At 62.5% G+C, this 19,700-nt stretch carries 14 protein-coding genes and 1 tRNA gene; 6 read left to right on the forward strand and 9 right to left on the reverse strand.

Annotation, left to right across the window (positions count from 1 at the left end):
• Positions 1-10: 10 nt before the first annotated feature.
• From KR767_RS13365 to KR767_RS13390, 5 genes are all read left to right on the forward strand, one after another.
• Positions 11-3,805, forward strand: a complete 3,795-nt coding sequence (locus KR767_RS13365; RefSeq protein ID WP_250876629.1) for a pilus assembly protein — start codon at positions 11-13, stop codon at positions 3,803-3,805.
• Positions 3,795-4,220 carry a type IV pilin protein gene (locus tag KR767_RS13375; RefSeq protein WP_284732845.1) on the forward strand — a complete coding sequence of 142 codons (426 nt, stop codon included), beginning with the start codon at positions 3,795-3,797 and terminating at the stop codon, positions 4,218-4,220. Before KR767_RS13365 ends, KR767_RS13375 begins: the two co-directional genes overlap by 11 nt.
• Before the next feature lie 20 nt (positions 4,221-4,240).
• Positions 4,241-4,861, forward strand: a complete 621-nt coding sequence (locus KR767_RS13380) for a GspH/FimT family pseudopilin (RefSeq protein WP_250876630.1) — start codon at positions 4,241-4,243, stop codon at positions 4,859-4,861.
• A 50-nt stretch (positions 4,862-4,911) separates the two neighbouring features.
• Positions 4,912-4,986, forward strand: a tRNA-Val gene (locus KR767_RS13385).
• A gap of 111 nt (positions 4,987-5,097) precedes the next feature.
• A complete protein-coding gene (locus tag KR767_RS13390; protein ID WP_250876631.1) occupies positions 5,098-5,430 on the forward strand; it encodes a lipid-A-disaccharide synthase N-terminal domain-containing protein in 333 nt (110 codons plus the stop codon).
• Positions 5,431-5,666: 236 nt separating this feature from the next.
• On the opposite strand, the gene metH is transcribed toward KR767_RS13390, so the two are convergent.
• From metH to KR767_RS13405, 3 genes are read right to left on the reverse strand one after another with little or no spacing between them, the layout of a single operon-like run.
• Complete coding sequence (gene metH / locus KR767_RS13395; RefSeq protein ID WP_250876632.1) at positions 5,667-8,360, reverse strand: methionine synthase; 2,694 nt, start codon at positions 8,358-8,360, stop codon at positions 5,667-5,669.
• Complete coding sequence (locus tag KR767_RS13400; protein ID WP_250876633.1) at positions 8,357-9,433, reverse strand: homocysteine S-methyltransferase family protein; 1,077 nt, start codon at positions 9,431-9,433, stop codon at positions 8,357-8,359. Before KR767_RS13400 ends, metH begins: the two co-directional genes overlap by 4 nt.
• 14 nt (positions 9,434-9,447) lie before the next feature.
• Positions 9,448-10,374: an ArsR/SmtB family transcription factor gene (locus KR767_RS13405; protein ID WP_250876634.1), complete on the reverse strand. Its 927-nt coding sequence runs from the start codon at positions 10,372-10,374 to the stop codon at positions 9,448-9,450.
• Between the two features lie 173 nt (positions 10,375-10,547).
• Here KR767_RS13405 and KR767_RS13410 point away from each other — a divergent pair, with 173 nt between their 5' ends.
• Positions 10,548-11,708: an acyl-CoA dehydrogenase family protein gene (locus KR767_RS13410; RefSeq protein ID WP_166949950.1), complete on the forward strand. Its 1,161-nt coding sequence runs from the start codon at positions 10,548-10,550 to the stop codon at positions 11,706-11,708.
• Positions 11,709-11,892: 184 nt separating this feature from the next.
• On the opposite strand, the gene KR767_RS13415 is transcribed toward KR767_RS13410, so the two are convergent.
• The 6 genes from KR767_RS13415 to KR767_RS13440 form a co-directional block, all read right to left on the reverse strand.
• Positions 11,893-13,422 (reverse strand): alpha/beta hydrolase, encoded by a 1,530-nt coding sequence (locus tag KR767_RS13415; RefSeq protein WP_250876635.1) that lies wholly within the window; start codon positions 13,420-13,422, stop codon positions 11,893-11,895.
• A gap of 118 nt (positions 13,423-13,540) precedes the next feature.
• On the reverse strand, positions 13,541-13,864 hold the full coding sequence (locus tag KR767_RS13420; RefSeq protein ID WP_250876636.1) for a BrnA antitoxin family protein: 324 nt from the start codon (positions 13,862-13,864) through the stop codon (positions 13,541-13,543).
• Entirely contained in the window at positions 13,815-14,108 is a 294-nt protein-coding gene (locus tag KR767_RS13425; RefSeq protein WP_166949954.1) for a BrnT family toxin, read from the reverse strand. Before KR767_RS13425 ends, KR767_RS13420 begins: the two co-directional genes overlap by 50 nt.
• A 199-nt stretch (positions 14,109-14,307) precedes the next feature.
• The gene (locus tag KR767_RS13430; protein ID WP_166949956.1) at positions 14,308-17,622 is read right to left on the reverse strand and encodes an efflux RND transporter permease subunit; all 3,315 of its coding nucleotides are present in this window, start codon (positions 17,620-17,622) and stop codon (positions 14,308-14,310) included.
• A gap of 12 nt (positions 17,623-17,634) precedes the next feature.
• A complete protein-coding gene (locus KR767_RS13435) occupies positions 17,635-18,867 on the reverse strand; it encodes an efflux RND transporter periplasmic adaptor subunit (protein WP_250876637.1) in 1,233 nt (410 codons plus the stop codon).
• Positions 18,864-19,520: a TetR/AcrR family transcriptional regulator gene (locus KR767_RS13440; RefSeq protein WP_166949959.1), complete on the reverse strand. Its 657-nt coding sequence runs from the start codon at positions 19,518-19,520 to the stop codon at positions 18,864-18,866. Before KR767_RS13440 ends, KR767_RS13435 begins: the two co-directional genes overlap by 4 nt.
• Between the last annotated feature and the right edge of the window lie 180 nt (positions 19,521-19,700).

The raw sequence follows: 19,700 nt of genomic DNA on the forward strand, positions 1-19,700 counted from the left end.
GAAGCCTCTCGTGGAAAGCAGACTCACCTTGCATCGGGCCAGTGCGTTCGTAGTTTCGTTCGCGGTCGTCCTGTTCGGGGGATGGAGCGGCGATGCGCTCTCCCGTACCACCGATCTCTCGCCGACGCCACCTGACCTGACCACGACAGTGGCACCGAATGTGGCCGTCACGTTCGATGATTCCGGGTCAATGGCGAGCAATTTCATGGGGGATACACGTCCCTTCGATGGGAACAACTGGACCAATGACCCATGGAGGTGTGCCGGTGTCATTGACCCTCGTGTATCCGACAAGGACGATCGCCGATCTTCGGCGATGAATGGTGTTTATTACAATCCGAACATCAATTACACGCCCCCTGTTTACGCTGACGGTACAGCGTTTCCGAATGCGGATGCGACGCTGAGCAACGTATGGCTCGATGGCATCGATGTGAATCGACCGACCAATGCATCGAAAGCGTCTTCCCCTTCATATTATGGGAACGTCAATGGCTCGAATTCTTCCAGTGACAGTCGTACCACCAACATGCTTGGAGTCATCAAGGGTGGCAGAAACCCGGCGGATAATCGTTGGGGATGTAATTCGGGGACCAACGGCCCATTCGATGGGAATACCCCGGATGCCAATGGTCTTAAACCCACGGGTGGCCCGTACTATTATCGACTGAAGAGCGGGGTAAATATTACCAATGCCGACGGATCGATAAAGACGTCCACGCTTTATGTTTCATCCAACTGGGAGCCCGTGGCCGTAACTACGGACCAGTATCAGAATTTCGCGAACTGGTATGCCTACTACCGTACCCGCAATCTGATGACGCGCACGACGTTGTCACAGGCGTTCTCGAAGATCGGGGACACGATTCGTATTGCCTGGCAGAGCATGACGAATTCACAAGCTCCGGGAGTAACGTTCAATAGCACGACGACGATGCAAAATATCGGTGTACTGAACAGCACCGTTCGTCAGAATATGTATAACTGGATATTTCAGGTGGCGGGTGCCTACACGACACCTGCACGTGCGGCCACGATTCGTGCAGGCAATCTGTTTGCAAGGTCGCTTACGAAGGATTCACTGGATCCGTACTGGAACGGTGCTACGGGTACGGATTCCGCGGACCTGGTGTGTCGTAAGAACTTCCATATGCTTGTCACGGATGGGTATTGGAACGAGAGAGATCCTAGCCCGCCAGCGCCTGGTAACGGTGTTGCAGCCCTGAGTAGCGCCACAACCAGTAATTCTGCTCAGACACTGCCGGACAACACGGCGTATAGTCCCACCGCTTCCGTGTCGAAAATCTACGGCAACGTAGCGTCGGGTGATCCGGCAATCTATACGACGTCGATGGCCAATATTGCCTGGTATTACTGGGCAACGGACCTTCAGCCGAAGCTGACTAATGGTGTCAAACCTTATTGGCAGGATCTGAGTGCGCCGACGGGTGTCAAAGTGGACCCCAACAACCCTGGTGCCACGCCGGCCGTGTACTGGAATCCTGCGAACGACCCTGCGACATGGCAGCACGTTTCCCAGTTTTACGTGACACTTGGTGTGGCCGGTACGCTTGATTACCCCAACGATTACACGGCCCTGCTGAACGGCACGAAGGCATGGCCTTATCCGGTTAACAACTCTGGCGAGGCGGTGGACGATACCTGGCACGGCGCCGTCAACAGTCGCGGTGGCTTTTTCAATGCATCCAATCCGGCAACGCTGGTTGCCAGCCTCATTAACATCATCAACTCGGTGATCGCGGCATCGTCGAGCGCCGTGTCGGCGACGTTGAACACTGGCGTGCTGGGGGCCAATTCGCTTACCTATACGCCCGGTTTTCAGTCTTCGGACTGGACGGGATCCTTCACTGCATCGCGCGTGCTTACCAACGGTTCGCTGGGCTCCGTGGTCTGGCAGGCAGGCCCCAAACTGGACGCAAGGCAGTCTTCAGGTCGACTTATTGCAACATCCAGCGGGCCGGGCACGGGTACGGGTATTCCGTTCACCGATGCTTCCATCAAGCAGAATGCTGCCACCCTTTATGCGATCCTCAATTCGTCTGACGGCAGTGGCAGTACCGGTAGCCAGGATAAACTCGCGCCCAATCGTATTGCCTGGATCGGCGGCTCAAGGGTGGATGAAGGTGTGCTTCTGCGTGCCCGCAGCACGGTACTCGGCGCCATCGTGAATTCTCAGCCTGTCTACGTGAGTTACCCCTCCGGTGGGTATCGTGATTTCTTCCCCCCCTCCGCCGACGGCACGGCGGCGCCCGAGACGACGGCATATCAGGGCGATGCCACGAAGGCATATTCCCAGTTCGTGGCGAACAACCTCACAAGGGCTCCCACGGTGTACGTGGGTGCGAATGACGGCATGCTGCATGCATTCGATGCAACCGACGCCGCGTCCGGTGGCTCTGAGCGTTGGGCGTTTGTTCCGTCAGCTGTCTACGGCAACCTGGTCAGCCTGAGTGCGAAGCAGAAGACATCGGACGCTCCGATCCAATACAACCCGACCGTCGACGCATCGCCGATCTATAGGGATGTTTATTTCAGCCAGGGCGGGGCAGGTGCGCAAGGCTGGCATACGATTCTTGTCGGTGGCCTTCGTCTGGGCGGTCGTGGCGTCTACGCTCTGGACATTACCAATCCCGTGGCAGGTTCGACCTCGGACGTTGCGAGCAAGGTTCTCTGGGAATTCACCAGTACCAGCAAGGATGGAACCACCAATACGGGTGCGAACCTGGGCTACACCTTTGGAACGCCGAACGTCGGGCGGCTTTCCAATGGAAAATGGGTGGTGCTCGTTCCGGCAGGGTATTTTCCAAGCAGTACCGATCCGGCGCCGGCAGCGGCATCCAACATGTACAGCTCGCTGTTCGTTCTCGATGCACAGACGGGTAAACTACTAAAGGAATTCAAGACTCCCACAACCTATAACGGGGCTTCGGTGGAGAGCTGGGGCCTGGGTTCTCCCGTGCTGGGTGATTACAACAATGATCAGATCGATGACGTCGCATTTGCTGGCGATCTGGCGGGCAATCTTTGGCGTTTCGATCTCACCAATCTCACGGCAGGCAATGTCGATCTTTTGTATCAGCCTGCCTCTGTGGGCGACCAGCCTATCACCGTCATGCCGCGTCTTTTTCCCGACCCGACATCGCAGTATTTCATCGTGGTGTTCGGCACAGGCAAGTATCTGGGTCTGGAGGACCGGACCACGGTCAACGCGAAGACCCAGGCGGTCTATGGCATCCGGGATCCGGGACTTGCCACCGGCGCGCCCTCGCTTCCGGTCAAGCTTGCCAGTCTCCTCCAGCAGCAGCTTGCTGAAGACACGACAACCGGCGCACGTGGACTGACACGCAATACGATCACAGCATCGTCCAAGGGCTGGTACTTCAATCTCAATATCAGCGGCGTACTGGGCGAGAAGGTGGTGGCAACGCCGGTGGCATTGTTCGACACCAATCGTGTGATCATCACGACGTTGATTCCAACCTCCGCGGATCCATGCGATCCGGGGCGTGCCGGTGCCTTGATCGTGGCCGATGCCGCCAGTGGCGGTGCGGCGGATGGTGTCTCGGGTAACGGCAGCTTTGCCAGCGGCTATTATTTTGCCGGAGGCCGGCTGAAGAACGTGGCGGCCTCGGGAGGCATCACCGTTGCCACGCTTGTCGGCGGCGGTACGCTTGTTCTTCCAGGGACGACCCCGGCGGGTGGTACGTCGGGCAAGAATTCCAATACGACGCTCACCAAACCCATCTGGCGGCGACGCTCATGGAGAATCCTCAATGACCAGTAAGCGACTGTACGGCTTCACCCTTATCGAGTTGATGATCGTTGTCGCGGTCATCGCCGTGCTGGTTGCCATCGCTTATCCCGCGTATTCGCGGTACGGCTACCGGGCGCGCCGGTCCGACGGACAGGAATTCCTTCTGCGTATTGCTGCGGCGCAGGAGCGCTACTACGCCACGTTCAATCGTTATGGGGGCGATCCTGTGACAGGTGATCTGAAGTTTGCGTCGGTGAAGTCAGACAAGGGGTACTACACGGTGGCCATTTCGTCGACTGATCTTACCCAGAGTTATACGGCTACCGTAACGCCGGCTGGTGTGCAGGCGAAGGATGCCTGCGGGGCGCTGAGTATCGATTCGTCGAACAACCGGACCCCGCTGACCACCGATGCCACGAAGAACTCGAACGGACGTTGCTGGTGACAAGCCATGGGGATCGTTCAATGAGCCGGCAAGACAAAGCGACGGGATTCACCATCCTTGAATTGATGGCGACGCTTGTCATAGCTGCGATTCTCCTGGCGATTGCGCTCCCTGCATTCAAGTCCGGGCTCAGGCGTAGCGCGGTGGCGAACGCGGTGAACTCGATCCAGGCCGACACACAGTTCGCGCGGGGGCAGGCGGCAAGTCAGCATCGCTTCGTTTCCATCTGCCGAAGCACTACGGGAACGGCCTGCAATGCGGCAGCCTCCTCTCCTTTTGATTATGACGCCGGCTGGATAGTCTATGCCTACGATGTCACTGCCTCCGGGGCCAACCAGACGTATTCTTCGACGGCATCGGGCATGAAGATCCTGCGTTATACGCCCAGGAATGTGGGTGTCTCCCTGCGGGCCTCGGATGGAAACGTCGTGACCTTCAACCAGACCGGCCAGTTCGTGACATCGGGTACCCGTACCCAGGTCAGCTTTACCGCATGCGCCCGGGCCAACAACGGTGACTCCACCGGGAGCACGGCGGGTCTCAGCCAGGCAGGCCTTCAAGGATCGGTGCTGACGCTAAGGGCTTCGGGGTCGCTGGCACTCACGGTTCTGCCCGTCGGCGGCCCGTGCACCCCGTCATAAAAAAGGGACTTGCGGAGGGTAGGGCTCATACATATAATGGCGCGCTCGATGGGCGGTTAGCTCAGCGGTAGAGCACTGCCTTCACACGGCAGGTGTCACAAGTTCGATCCTTGTACCGCCCACCATCGAATCCTGAAAACCCGGCCCCGAGCCGGGTTTTCTTTTGCCCGTGATCCTAAGCCACCAGCCAGCTCCCGACGCTTACAATGCGCCGGTTACGACATCCGGACACCGCCATGCATGAAGCCCTTGCCGACCTCCATCTCCTGACCCTCACGCCGTGGAAGATCATCGGCTGGGTGGGCACGCTGCTGTTCACGGCACGCTGGTTCGTCCAGTTCTATGCCACGAAGAAGAACAAGCGGGTGACGGTGCCGATGTCCTTCTGGTACCTGTCGGTCAGCGGCAGCGTGCTGACCCTTGCCTACTTCATCTGGGGCAAGAATGATTCGGTGGGCATCATCCAGACCGCGTTTCCGATGCTGGTCTCGTTCTATAACGTGTTCGCGCATTTGAAGAATCGCGATGCGAAGGAAGTCGTCAAGCCGGGCGGGCCTGAGGACAACTGAGCCTTTGGGGGTTCTTGCCTCGTAGGCGGGCTCGCCTTCGGCGCCTCATGGCGACCTTGTAGGAGCGCGCCTCGCGCGCGACCGTTCATGGCGCAATCCGTCATCGTTTCGATTCAACCGGTCGCGCGCAAGCACGCTCCTACAACGAGGGCGGTGTCGCGAGGTGGATCGCCGATACGACTGGCTCCTGCTCCTTCGGTATTCACCTGCCAGGCAGGGCCGCATGCGCCCTGTCTTCAGTCGGGATCGTAATCCAGGTATGGCGCGAGCCAGCGCTCGGCCTCCACGCGATCCCAGCCCTTGCGCTTTGCATAGTCGTCGACCTGTTCCCGGGTGACACGACCCACTACGAAGTACTGGCTGTCCGGATGCGAGAAGTACCAGCCTGACACGGCGGCGGTGGGGTACATGGCGAAGCTGTCGGTCAGTTCCACCGTGGTGCGTGACGTGGCGTCAAGCAGGTCGAAAAGGGTGCGCTTTTCGGTGTGATCGGGGCAGGCCGGGTAACCGGGTGCAGGGCGGATGCCGCGATAGGTTTCGGCGATCAACGCGTCGTTGTCCAGGCATTCTTCGGGCTCGTAGCCCCAGAATTCCTTGCGCACGCGCTCGTGCAGGCGTTCGGCGAAGGCTTCGGCGAGGCGGTCGGCCAGTGCCTTGAGCAGGATCGACGAATAGTCGTCGTGGTCTGCTTCGAAACGGGCCACATGCTCTTCGATGCCGATGCCGGCGGTGACGGCGAAGCCGCCGATCCAGTCCTGTCTGCCGCTATCTTTCGGTGAAACGAAGTCCGACAGGCAGAAGTCCGGGCGCTCCACGGGCTTGTCCACCTGCTGGCGCAGATGATGCAGCGTCACGAGTGGTTTGCGCTGGCCGGGCTCGGCATAGACCTCGATATCGTCACCTGTTTGCGCTGCCGGCCAGAAGCCGATGACGCCCTTGGCCGTCAGCCATTTTTCAGCGATGAGCCGATCCATCATGGCCTGGGCATCGCGGTATAGCTCGCTTGCCTGGGTGCCGACGACATCGTCGGTGAGAATGTCGGGAAACCTGCCAGCCAGTTCCCACGCATTGAAGAACGGTGACCAGTCGATATAGCGGCGCAATTCGGCGAGGTCGTAATCGTCGAAGACCGTGATCCCTGGATTTTTCGGGGTGGGCGGTATGTACGACGACCACTCATCGCGATAACGCTGGTCCCGCGCCTTGGGGAGCGTCACCAGTTGCTTGCCGGTGCCGCGGTTCTTGTGGCGCTCGCGCACTTCGGCGTACTCGGCGCGGACCTTTGCCATGAAGTCGTCGATGAGGTCCTTGCTGACCAGCGACTGCGCCACGCCTACCGCGCGCGAGGCATCCTTCACCCATACGGTGGGTGCCTTGTAATGGGGCTCGATACGCAGCGCCGTGTGCGCGCGCGAGGTGGTGGCGCCACCGATCATCAAAGGAAGATGAAAGTCCTGGCGCTGCATTTCGCGGGCGACCTGGCTCATTTCTTCCAGTGATGGCGTGATGAGACCGGAGAGTCCGATGATGTCGGCCTTTTCCGCCCGCGCCGTGTCGAGGATCTTCTGCGTGGGCACCATCACGCCGAGGTCGATCACCTCGAAGTTGTTGCACTGGAGTACGACACCCACGATGTTCTTGCCAATGTCGTGCACGTCACCCTTGACGGTGGCGAGTACGATGCGGCCGTTGTTCTTGCCCGCGTCGCCCGTTCGCTTCTTTTCTTCCTCGATGAAGGGAATCAGGTGGGCCACGGCCTTTTTCATCACGCGTGCCGATTTCACCACCTGCGGCAGGAACATCTTGCCCGCACCGAAGAGATCGCCGACGACATTCATGCCCGCCATCAGGGGGCCTTCGATGACGTCGAGGGGGCGCCTGGCCTGCTGTCGTGCTTCTTCGGTGTCTTCGACCACGAACTGGTCGATACCGTGGACAAGTGCGTGGCTCAGGCGTTCCACCACGGGCTTGTCGCGCCAGGCGGCGGATTCGACCGTGACGCCACCCTTGCCGCCCTTGTACTTGTCGGCGATGTCGAGCAATCGCTCGGTTGCATCGGGTCGACGGTTGAGTACGACATCCTCGACGCGCTCGCGAAGTTCCTCGGGAAGATCGTCGTAGATGGACAGGGCACCGGCATTGACGATACCCATGTCCATGCCAGCGGCAATGGCGTGGTAAAGGAAAACCGAATGAATAGCCTCGCGTACGGGGTTGTTGCCGCGGAACGAGAAGGAAACATTGGAAACACCGCCCGAGATGTGCGAGGCGGGAAAGCGTCGTTTCAGCTCGCGCGTGGCTTCGATGAAGTCTACGGCGTAGTTGTTGTGCTCCTCGATACCGGTCGCGACGGCGAAGATGTTGGGATCGAAGATGATGTCTTCAGGCGGAAACCCGAGTTCATCGACCAGCAGTTCATAGGCGCGCGAGCAGATCTCGACCTTGCGCTCCCTGGTATCGGCCTGGCCAACCTCGTCGAAGGCCATGACCACCACGGCAGCGCCGTACTGGCGTACCTTGCGGGCGTGTTCGAGAAACAGCGCTTCGCCTTCCTTCATGGAAATGGAATTGACGATGCCCTTGCCCTGCATGCAGCGCAGGCCGGCCTCGATGACACTCCACTTCGACGAATCCACCATGATCGGCACGCGGGCGATATCCGGCTCGGACGAGATCAGGTTCACGAAGCGCGTCATCGCAGCCTCGGAATCGATCAGGCCTTCGTCCATGTTGATATCGATGATCTGCGCACCGTTTTCCACCTGCTGGCGGGCGACCTCCACCGCTTCCTCGTAGCGTCCTTCCTTGACGAGCTTGCGGAACTGGGCTGAGCCGGTGACGTTGGTACGTTCGCCAACGTTGATGAAGTTCAGGTCCGGGGTGAGGACCAGGGGCTCAAGGCCGGAAAGTCGGGTATAGCGGATGCTCATGCGGCTTGGTCGGTGGCCTGGCGGATGCGCGGCGGGTAGGGCGCCACCGCAGCAGCGATGGCCGCGATATGGGCGGGCGTGGTGCCACAACAGCCGCCCACGATGTTGAGCAGGCCGTTGGCGGCGAAATCGCGGATGGTGGCAGCCATGCTTTCGGGCGATTCGTCGTATTCGCCGAAGGCATTGGGCAGGCCGGCGTTTGGGTGCGTGCTGACCGCCGCGTTCGCGATACGGGCCAGCATTTGCACGTGTGGGCGCAGGTCTTCGGCGCCCAGTGCACAGTTGAGGCCTACCGATAACGGGCGGATGTGCTCGACTGAATAGAAGAACGCCTCGGCGGTCTGGCCCGACAGCGTGCGGCCGGATCGATCGGTGATGGTGCCCGAGATCATCACGGGTACGCGTGCGCCGAGTTCGTCGAACAGCTCGGACAGGGCAAACAGGGCCGCCTTGGCGTTGAGCGTGTCGAAGATGGTCTCGACCATGATCGTGTCCGCGCCGCCTTCGATGAGGGCACGCGCCGATTCGATGTAGTTGGCCTTCAGTTGCTCGAAATCGATATTGCGGAAACCGGGATCGTTCACGTCGGGGGAAATGGACGCCGTGCGACTGGTCGGCCCCAGCACGCCGATGACGAAACGCGGGCGGTCCGGTGTTTTCGCCGTCATGGCGTCGCAGGCAGCGCGAGCGATACGGGCGCCTTCGCGATTGAGTTCAGGCACCAGGTGTTCGAGGTGGTAATCGGCCTGGCTGACGCGCGTGGCGTTGAACGTATTGGTTTCGATGAAATCCGCACCGGCTTCGAGGTAGGCCTCATGCACGCCGCGGATGATCCCGGGCTGCGTGAGCAGCAACAGATCGTTGTTGCCCTTGAGATCGCATTCACCGGGATGATCGTGTTCGTGTAGGCTGTCATGGCCGTGCGCGAAGCGTTCGCCGCGATAACCGTCTTCATCCAGGCGATGACCTTGCAGCATGGTGCCCATGCCGCCGTCGAGAATCATGATGCGTTCGGAAAGGCCTTTCTCGATGAGGGCCACGCGATCGGGATGAAGCCAGGTCAGGGTACTCATGGCGATACTCCGGTTCAGGACTTGCGCGCGAGGAGGCTGATCACCTCGAAATGCGGCGCGCGGCGTTCCCGGCTGAGACGATTGCAGCTGACCACGTCCAGGCCGGCGTTACTCGCCAGGGCGGACAGACTCCTGGGGCTGAAGCCGAGGTTGCGGTGGTCGAACGGTTCCACGACGGCGCGGTGGTCGTGTTCGCCAAGCGTCACGGCGAGTACGCGACCACCGGGCTTGAGCACGCCCGCCACCTGACGAAACACCTCGTCCGGATGTTCCGAGTAGGTGAGCGCGTGCATCAGCAGCACCAGGTCGAAGCGCTTCTTGCCCAGGTCGAGCGCATGCATGTCGCCGAGGCGCACCTCGACATTGGGGAAATCCGCCAGACGCTGGCGTGCGGCATCGACCACGCGGTCGGAGCTGTCGATGCAGAGGATGGAATGGGCATGGGGCGCCAGGAGTTCGGCGGTGACGCCGTCGCCTGAGGCGATGTCCAGCACGTCGCCGGTTTCCAGCAGCTGGAGCAGCGCGCGGCCCAGGGTTTCCCAGGTGCGGCCGGGGGAATAATGGCGCTCCATATCGCCCGCCACGGTATCCGCCCAGCCTTCGGTGCGCGCGCGCTGGGCAAGCACGGCCGGCAGGCGCTCGGCATCTTCTCGCAGCAGGGCATCGCTCAGGGTGTCGCGCAGCGAGGCCACCAGGACGGCCAGGGTAGGATCCGCCTCGCCGTTGGCCCGATAATACGCAGACACGCCGGCGCGCCGGTCGCGCACGAGGTCGGCTTCCTTGAGCTTGGCCAGGTGCGTGGACACGCGGGGTTGGGCCAGATGCAGCACGGCAGCCAGTTCCGCCACGGTGAGTTCCTCGCGATCCAGCAGGGCCAGAAGGCGCACGCGGGTGGGGTCGGCCAACAGGCGCAGCACCGTAGATGCCGTTGACAGATCCATCCTTCATCCTTTTATCGCGATACAGAGATGCATAAGGATGAGGCCGTGCCCTCCCAGCGTCAAGGCCGCATGCTGCGCTGCGGCGCGGCAAGCCCTCGAACGACCGTTAGAATGACGGGCTTGCCTCCACCCCAAAAGACTTTGCCGTCCCAAAGGCGGCGCTAGGAGTACCCATGGATTTCCGTTTTACCGACGACCAGCTGTCGATCCAGTCCATCGCCCGTGATTTCGCCCAGAAGCGCATCGTCCCCGTGGCCGCCGAACTGGATGCGAAGGGTGAGTTCCCGCTTGAGAACATCCGGGAGATGGGCCAGCTGGGCCTGATGGGTATCGAGGTGCCGGAAGAGTACGGCGGCGCGGGCATGGACCCGGTGGCCTACGTACTCGCCATGGTCGAGATCGCCGCAGCCGACGCCGCTACCTCCACCATCATGTCGGTGAACAATTCGCTGTTCTGTAACGGCATCCTGAAGAACGGCAACGAAGAGCAAAAGCAGAAGTACGTGCGCGCCATCTCGTCGGGCGAGGCCATCGGCGCCTACGCGCTGACCGAGCCGCAGTCGGGTTCCGATGCATCGAACATGCATACCCGCGCGGTGAAGAACACCGATGGCGACTGGGTCATCAACGGCAAGAAGAGCTGGATCACCTCTGGCCCCGTCGCCCGCTACATCGTGCTGTTCGCGGTGACCACGCCGGGCATCGGCGCCAAGGGCGTGTCGGCCTTCATCATCGACACGCAGCGTCCCGGTTTCCTGGCCGGCAAGACCGAGCCGAAGCTGGGCATCCGCGCTTCGGCCACCTGTGAAATCGAATTCCACGACTACGTCTGCCCGAAGGAAGACCTCCTGGGCGACGAGGGCAAGGGCTTCTCCATTGCCATGGGCGTGCTCGATGCCGGCCGCATTGGTATCGCCTCGCAGGCGGTGGGTATCGCACGTGCCGCGTATGAGGCCACGCTCCAGTGGTCGCGTGACCGCAAGGCTTTCGGCTCGCCGATCGGCACGTTCCAGATGACCCAGGCGAAGATCGCCGACATGAAGTGCAAGCTCGACGCGGCCCTGTTGCTGACGCTGCGCGCCGCGTGGACGAAGGGCCAGGTCGAGAAGACCGGTGGTCGTTTCGGCACCGAGGCTTCGATGGCAAAGCTCGTGGCCTCGGAAGCCGCGATGTGGATCACCCATCAGGCGGTGCAGATCCACGGTGGCATGGGGTATTCGAAGGAGATGCCGCTGGAGCGTTATTTCCGCGATGCCAAGATCACCGAGATCTACGAAGGCACCAGCGAGATCCAGCGCCTGGTGATCGCGCGTGCGGAGACGGGGCTGCGTTAAGCGCCAATGATTCGAGGATGTGACAGAGCCCCGGTTCCCGACCGGGGCTTTTTTGTGTCACCCGCCCCTGTAGGAGCGCGCCTTGCGCGCGACCGGATGGTCGCGATAACCGGTCGCGCGCAAGGCGCGCTCCTACAGGGGCAAATCGAGGGGTGAGGTGTGGTGGGTTGCGCCGGTTCGGGCCTCAGGGCGTGACCGCCCTGGCCATTTCCGTACCCATGCTGCGGAACAGGCCCAGGGGATCGGTGCCCATCGCGTGCAGGTTGTTGTGGTTGCGACCGGGAAGGATGCGCACGTCGGCGACGCCAGGCAGCGCGGCCAGGCGACGCACGCCGGCGTCCAGGTAATAGTTGTCTTCTGCACCCACGATGACATGGAGCTTTCCGGCCACGCGTGCATTCGGATGTGTCCGCAGACGCTCCACGATGTCGTAGCGGCGCCAGGCATCGGCGACATCGCTGTCGACCTTGCCGCTGCGTCGGTCGAACAACGGCATCGGGCGGCCGTCGTCGCCGCGCGGCGAGAAGGTCCATTCGAAGCTGCCCAACTGCCCGCCGGTGTCGCCGAGTACGCGCTCGATCAGGGCGACATCCTTGAGGCGGGCGGCAACCTGGTTGTTCTTGCCTCGTGCGGCTGGTGTCGGTGTGCCATCGGGCTGGCGATAGGCATTGGCGTCGTGGGCGTAGATATCGACGTTGAGCCAGCTGTGGAAATCGATGGGATCGGGTCCGGTGGACCACGCTCCACCGAAGAAATCCGGATGGTTCACCTGCAACCAAAGCGAGGACCAACCCCCGGACGAATGCCCCGTGAGAAGGCGAGTTCTTGGCGTGCGGTCGACGGCGTAGTGGGATTCGATCCACGGCACCAGTTCGGTGATGAAGGCGGTTTCCCAGGGGCCGTCGTTGACCGAGTCGACGAACTGGTGCGTGCCGCCGTGTACCGAATAATCGGGGAATACCCAGACCATGGGGGGCAGGTCGCCGCGATTCATCAGCAGGTCGATCAGCGTAACGTCGAAGGTGAGGCGGGTGACGTCGCCGCTATAGGTGGATAGCGAGTAGACCGTTGGAAAGTGCTTACGTCCGTCGTAGCCGGGAGGCAGAAGTACCCACCCCTTTTGCGTCACGGGACGCCCGGCAAAAGCGCTGGCCGCTGCACTGGTGAATGAGAAGGCGCGGGCCTGGGCGCGTGCATGCGGTACGGCGTCGAGAATGAAGGGCTGGGTGCGTGGATCGAAGGTCCATGGCACCGATGCGGGTACGGTGCGATCAAGCTTCACGGTGATGGCCGGAGCATCCTTACCCAGGTGAACGCGAGTGACCGGTCCTGTGAGATCGCCGCCGCCGCGTCCGTAGTGGCCGTAATCGCGGCGCGTGTCCAGCAGTGCCTGTACCCAGTAATCGCCGGCCGGCATGTCCGAAAACGGACCGGGCCACGCCGTATCGTCGGCGTCCACGCGAACGGTTTCGTCCTGGGCCAGATCGTCGATGTCGCGTGCGGCAATCGCCACGTGATCCGGTGGAGAGAACGATTCGATATCGATCGCGTCAGGTGGGACCGTGGTGGACGGGTCCACGCGCTGGGTGAACACGATCAACCGCCCTGAAACGGATTTTGGCGTCGAGGCGGACAGGCGTACCTGAATATCGGTTGCCGCGGCAGGCGCGGCAACCAGGGCAACGAGTGCTAGCAGGTGGCGCATCGGCGGCATGGTGGTGTTCCCCGTGACTCGCGTCTGATGACACCCCCTTGAAAGCGCGAGGGCATGTGCCATCGGTCAGGGAGGCGGCCTGAATGCATCGACGACGCCGCTGCGAATGCCGGCCTTTTCAGCGTTCCGGCTTGGAAGGCATGTGCGTGTTCATGTACTCGCGCAGCACATGATTGATGCGGGTCTGGTAGCGCTGGCCGCTGCTGCGGAAAAAGTCGAGCACGTCCTTGTCGATGCGCAGGGTGACCTGTTGCTTGTTCTGCAGCTGGGCGAAGCCGCCGGGCCGCCACTGGCCGTCGTCGACCTGGGGCGGGATGTCGCTGAAATCGATGGTGCGCCCTTTCAGGGCATCGAGCTCGGCGATCTGTTCCGCGCCAAGGGGCTCCGGACGATCAGGGTCGAGCGTGTATCGAACGATGTTTCCAGTAGGGGATGGCTTCATGGCGGGTGGCTTCGCGAGCTGAGATCAGTCGGACGGCATCGTGGCGCAAGGTGTACACGACGACGAGGAGATAACCCTGGACGAGCCCGAGGGTGACGAATCGATCCTCGGTGTGGTCGCCCTTGTCGTGACGATCGAGGGCATGGGCATCGAGGAAGACGGCAAGGGCAGAGCGGAAGGACACGCCATGTTTCGCCTTGTTGGCGAGGGCCTTCGTTTCGTCCCATTCAAAGTGAATGGCCATCAGTGGATGGCGATCCAAATGTAACTACATTTGTAGCTACGTTGCAAGCTGAAAAATGCTGGCACGTCGGCTCCCGGCGAATGGACAGGCCGGAAATCGTGGCTCACGGGCAGCGTGTCGTCGGCCGGGGACGGGGCCTGCGCCAGGTAGGTGCGGCCCAAAAAAGAAGCCCGGCTTTCGCCGGGCTTCTTCGTGTTGCTTACGGTCGGTCGGTGCCCCGTCGGGGGTCCGAATCGAACGCGGTCAGGTCACCGACGTTGGGAGCGTGGGGACCGACGTTCACCGGGCCGGGAGCGTTGCCGCCGCCGTGCGGATCGTGGTCGTCATCGCCACCGTGGTGCGGCATCTTGTGCGACACCTCGTCGAGCTTGTCGCCCAGCAAGCGGCGGACCACCACGTAGAACACGGGGATCAGCAGCAGGCCGAGGAAGGTCGCGAAGATCATGCCGCCGATCACGCCCGTACCGATGGCGTGGCGGGAGTTGGCGCCGGCACCGGTGGAGATCGCGAGCGGAAGCACGCCCAGGATGAAGGCCAGCGAGGTCATCAGGATGGGGCGCAGACGGAGGCGGGCAGCGTGGATCACGCCCTCGCGCAGGGTCTTGCCCGACTGCTGCTGTTCCACCGCGAATTCCACGATCAGGATCGCGTTCTTCGCTGCCAGACCGATGACGGTGATGAGGCCGATCTTGAAGTAGATGTCGTTCGGCAGGCCGCGCAGCATCGAGAACACGACGGTACCCAGCATGCCCAGCGGCACCACCAGCAGCACGGCCACCGGAATCGACCAGCTTTCGTACAGGGCGGCAAGGCAGAGGAACACGATCACGATCGAGAGGACCATGAGCATGGTGGCCGAGTTGCCCGACAGGATTTCCTGGTAGGACTGACCGGTCCAGTCATAGCCGAAGCCCTTCGGCAGCTTGTCGTTGACGATGCCCTCGACGATGTTCATCGCCTGGCCGGTGGAATAACCCGGCGCGTTGTTGCCCACGATTTCCACGGCCGAATAGCCGTTGTAGCGCGTGAGGCTGGGCGACGCCATCTCCCACTTCGAACTGACCACCGACGACAGCGGAACCATGTTGCTGTCCGTGGACGTCGACGAGCTGGCCACCGAACCACCCGTGGCGGCCGACGAAGCCGTACCCGTGGCGGGCAGGCCGCTCGGGGTGAAGATGTGCTGGAAGGCGTCGGTGCCCATGCGGTAGGGCGCGTCGGCCTGCAGCATCACGCGCTTCACGCGTCCGCCGTAGGAGAAGTCGTTGATGTACACCGGAGCCAGGGTGAGCTGGATCGCCGTGTAGATATCGCTGACGGAAAGGCCCATGGTCTGTGCCTGGGTACGGTCCACATGCAGCTGCAGCAGCGGTGCGTCTTCCAGCGTGTTCGGACGGATGCCGACCAGCGCGTGGTTCTGCGATGCGGCGCCGAGCAGCATGTTGCGGGCCTGGGTGAGCTCCGCGCGCGACTGGCCGGCACGGGCCTGCAGGTACATGTCGATACCGCCGAACTGCGACAGACCGCGGATCGTGGGCAGGTTCACCACGAAGATCGTGGCGTTGCGCACGGCCTGCATCTTGCCGTTGGCCTGCATGATGAACTTCTCGGCCGTGAGGTCACGGTCGCCCCAGTCCTTCAGGCGGATGAAGGTCATGCCGACGTTTTCGCCGCTACCCACGAAGCTGAAGCCCGAGATCTGGAAGATGCCGTCCACGGCAGCGTCCTTCAGCAGGATCTGGCGCATGTCGCCCATCACCTTCTCGGTGCGCGCGATGCTCGAACCCGGGGGCAGCTGCACGATCGCCAGCGCGTAGCCCTGGTCTTCGTCAGGCACGAAGCTGGTGGGCAGGCGGGTGAACAGGAAGCCGCAGAGCACCGCGATCAGCACGAACACGATCATCCAGCGCGGGGCGTGACGGATCGCGCCACCGATGTGACCCGAGTAGGTGTGGGTCACGCGGTCGAAGATGTCGTTGAACTTGCGGTAGACGATGTTCTTCGGCTTGTCGTGCTCGTTCTTCAGGATGGTGGCGCACAGCGCCGGGGTGAAGGAAAGCGCGAGGAAGGCCGAGAAGCCCATCGACACGGCGATGGTCAGCGCGAACTGCTTGTAGATGATGCCCGAGGCGCCCGGCTGCAGGGCCGAGGGCACGAACACGGCCGCCAGCACCACGGTGATTGCCACGACGGCGCCGGTGATCTGGCCCATCGCCTTGCGGGTGGCTTCCTTCGGAGAGAGGTGCTCCTCCGTCATGATTCGTTCGACGTTCTCGATCACGACGATCGCGTCATCCACCACGATACCGATGGCGAGCACCATGCCGAACAGGGTCAGCTGGTTGATGGTGAAGCCCAGCGGCGACAGACCGAGGAAGGTGCCGAGCAGGGCGACCGGGATGACCAGGGTCGGAATGATCGTGGCGCGGAAGTTCTGCAGGAACAGCAGCATCACGAGGAACACGAGGATGATCGCCTCGACGAGGGTGTGCACCACTTCCTCGATCGAGATCACCACGAACTTGGTCGTGTCGTACGGAGCGAACCAGGTCACGCCGTCAGGGAAGCTCTTGGCGAGCTCGTCCATCTTGGCACGCACGGCGTTGGCCACGTCCAGCGCGTTCGCGCCCGGCAGCAGCTGCACACCGAACGAACCGGTGGACTGGCCGTTCCACGATGCGTTGAAGCCGTAGGTCTGCGGACCCAGCTCGACGCGGGCGACGTCCTTCAGGAGCACCACGGTACCGTCGTTGTTCGCACGGATGATGATGTTGCTGAATTCTTCCGGCGTGGTGAAGCGGCCTTCGGCGGACACGGTGGCACTGAAGCCCTGGCCGTCCACGGCCGGGTCTGTACCGATGGAGCCCGCGGCGAACTGCACGTTCTGCGTGCTGAGCGCGTTGCGCAGGTCGCTGGCCGAGAGGCCGTAGCCACGCAGCTTGTCCGGGTTGAGCCACACACGCATGCCGTACTCGGCACCGAGCTGGCGGGTGCTGCCGACGCCCGGGATACGGGCCACCTGGTCGAGCACCTGCGAAGACACGATGTCGGTGAGGCGGTTGCCGTCGATGGCCGGGTTGGACGAGGTCAGCGCCACGAACATCAGGAAGTCGGGGTTGGACTTGGCCACCACGACGCCCTGCTGGGTCACTTCCTGGGGCAGGCGGGGCGTCGCGAGCGACACCTTGTTCTGCACCTGGACCTGGGCGATGTCAGGGTCGGTACCGGTTTCGAAGGTCAGCGTCACGGTGGCCGTACCGGCCGAGCTGGACTGCGAGCTGAAGTAGAGCAGGTGGTCGATACCGGTCAGCTGCTGCTCGATGACCTGCGTCACGGTTTTTTCGGTCGTATCCGCGCTCGCGCCCGGGTACGTGGCGGTAACCACGACCTGCGGAGGCGCGATGTTCGGATACGACTCGATACCCATGTTGAGCAGGGCGATCGTGCCGCACAGGCTGATCAGGATCGCAACCACCCACGCGAAGATGGGGCGGTCGATGAAGAAACTCGGCATGACGAAACTCCCTTACTGCTTGCCGGCAGGAGCGCCCGGAGCACCCGCCTGGCCCGGCGCACCGTCCGCCGGAGCGGCCTGCGCGGGCGACGGTTTGACCGGCGCGTTTTCCCTGGCCTTCGGCAGGCCCTGGACGATGATCTGGTCGCCCGGCTTCAGACCGCCGGTGACCACCCAGTTGGAACCGCTCAGGCGATCGGCCTGGATCGGTCGACGGACAGCAGCGGACGGGACGGTTTTCTCTTCACCCGTCTGCGGGTCCTTCGACTTGCCTTCGCCGACCACCAGCACATAGGCCGAGTTGGCGTCACGCAGCACGGCGTCCTGCGGCACGAGGAACACGTTGTGCAGGCTGCCGAGGTTGGCCTTCACCGTCACGAACTGGCCCGGAAGCAGGCGCAGGTCAGGGTTGGCGAGCTGCGCACGCAGGTTCACCGTGCCGGTCTGCGGGCTGACCGTGGCCGACGAGAAGTCGAGCACGCCCTGTTCGGCATAGTCGGAACCGTCCGGCAGCTGGATGCGCACCGAGGACTTGTCGGTGGGCGACAGCGTGGCGTTGCCGGCCGCGGCGGCGCGGCGCATGGTGTCGAGGTCGGCCACGGACACGCTGAAGTTCACGTAGAGCTTGTCGATCTGGTCGACCTGGGTGAGCAGGGTGGTCTCGTTCTGGCCCACGAGGGCGCCTTCGGTGACCTGCTGCTGACCGGCACGACCGTCGATGGGCGAGACCACGTCGGTGAAGCCGAGGTTGATGCGGGCCGCCTGCACGGAGGCCTCGCTCTGCTTCACGGCGGCATTGGCCGTGCGCTCAGTGGCCTCGGCGGTATCGAGGTCCTGGCGGGAGACATAGTTCTTGCCGATGAGGCCGCGCGCACGGTCGGCCTGGGCCTTGGCGTTGACCGCCGTGGCCTTGTTAGAGGCGAGCTGGGCAAGCTGCTGGTCGAGTTCGGCCTGCAGCGGCTGCGGGTCGATCTTGAAGAGCTTCTGGCCTGCCTTGACGTCGGTGCCTTCGTCATACAGGCGGTGCAGCAGGATGCCGGGCACGCGGGCGCGTACGTCAGCCGTACGCAGGGAGGACAGGCGACCGACCTGGTCCTGGACCAGCGGAACGTCCTGCGGCTGTGCGGTGACGACACCGACCTCCGGCGGAGGCGGCATCTGTGGGGCTTCCTGCTTGTGGCAGGCGGCGAGGGCAGCAATCAGGCCGGCGGCCAGCAGGGAGGTGCGCAGGGGCAGGGGTTTCATGAGAACTCCGTTCCGTTTCCAGGTTTCTTGTTCGTTCGCGCCGCGGCATCCGGGTGGATGTCGTAAGCGTGCATAAATACTGTTACCGCGTGCCGTGCCCATTCGTCCTGGGCTCTCTGACCCCTGGCGCGCATCCCGAACAGGCGCCGGTCACCTTCCAGCCCGTGAAGCATGGACAGGAAGAGCTCGGCGGCCACGTCCGGGTTTTCCCGGCGCATCCTGCCCTGGTCCATCGCCTCGGCCATGCAACGTGCCAACCGGGCCGCGATGAGGTCGATCGCGGTACGGAAAAAGGTTTTCGCCGCGGCGGGAAACCGTGGCGCTTCCGCGATCAGCATCCGGCCGAGCGCAACGTTGTCGTGGTCCATCACGTGGGTATGGTGCGCCTGGGCCAGGGCTTGCAGCGTATCCGAGAGGTTGCGGCCCTCGGGCGCCAGGCTGGCATGGAGAGGCAAGACGAGTTGTTCAACGGCGGCGTGGAACAGGGTGTCCTTGTTTTCGTAATAGGCGTACACGGTCTGTTTGGACACGCCTGCCTCGCGTGCCACGGACCCCATGCTTACGCGGTAACCGTCGCGCAGGAACAACGTACATGCGGCCTGGAGAACCCGCTTCTGGCGATCCGGGGCGGGGCGCTCATCCAGGTTCGTCATTTCGCATACCTGCTGGACTATACCGTCCAGTTTAGAATCTCCCTCCGTCCAGCGTCAACGGGCCTTTCGTGCGGCTGAACACGATTTGTTGCGTTGCAAGCTCCTGATTCGTTAAAGGGGCGTGAGCCTTGTCGTCTGTTACAACGACGGTTATGCCGCGATGCAGTGAAACATGGTGCC

The sequence above is a fragment of the Luteibacter anthropi genome, from assembly GCF_023699965.1.
Taxonomy (GTDB): domain Bacteria; phylum Pseudomonadota; class Gammaproteobacteria; order Xanthomonadales; family Rhodanobacteraceae; genus Luteibacter; species Luteibacter anthropi.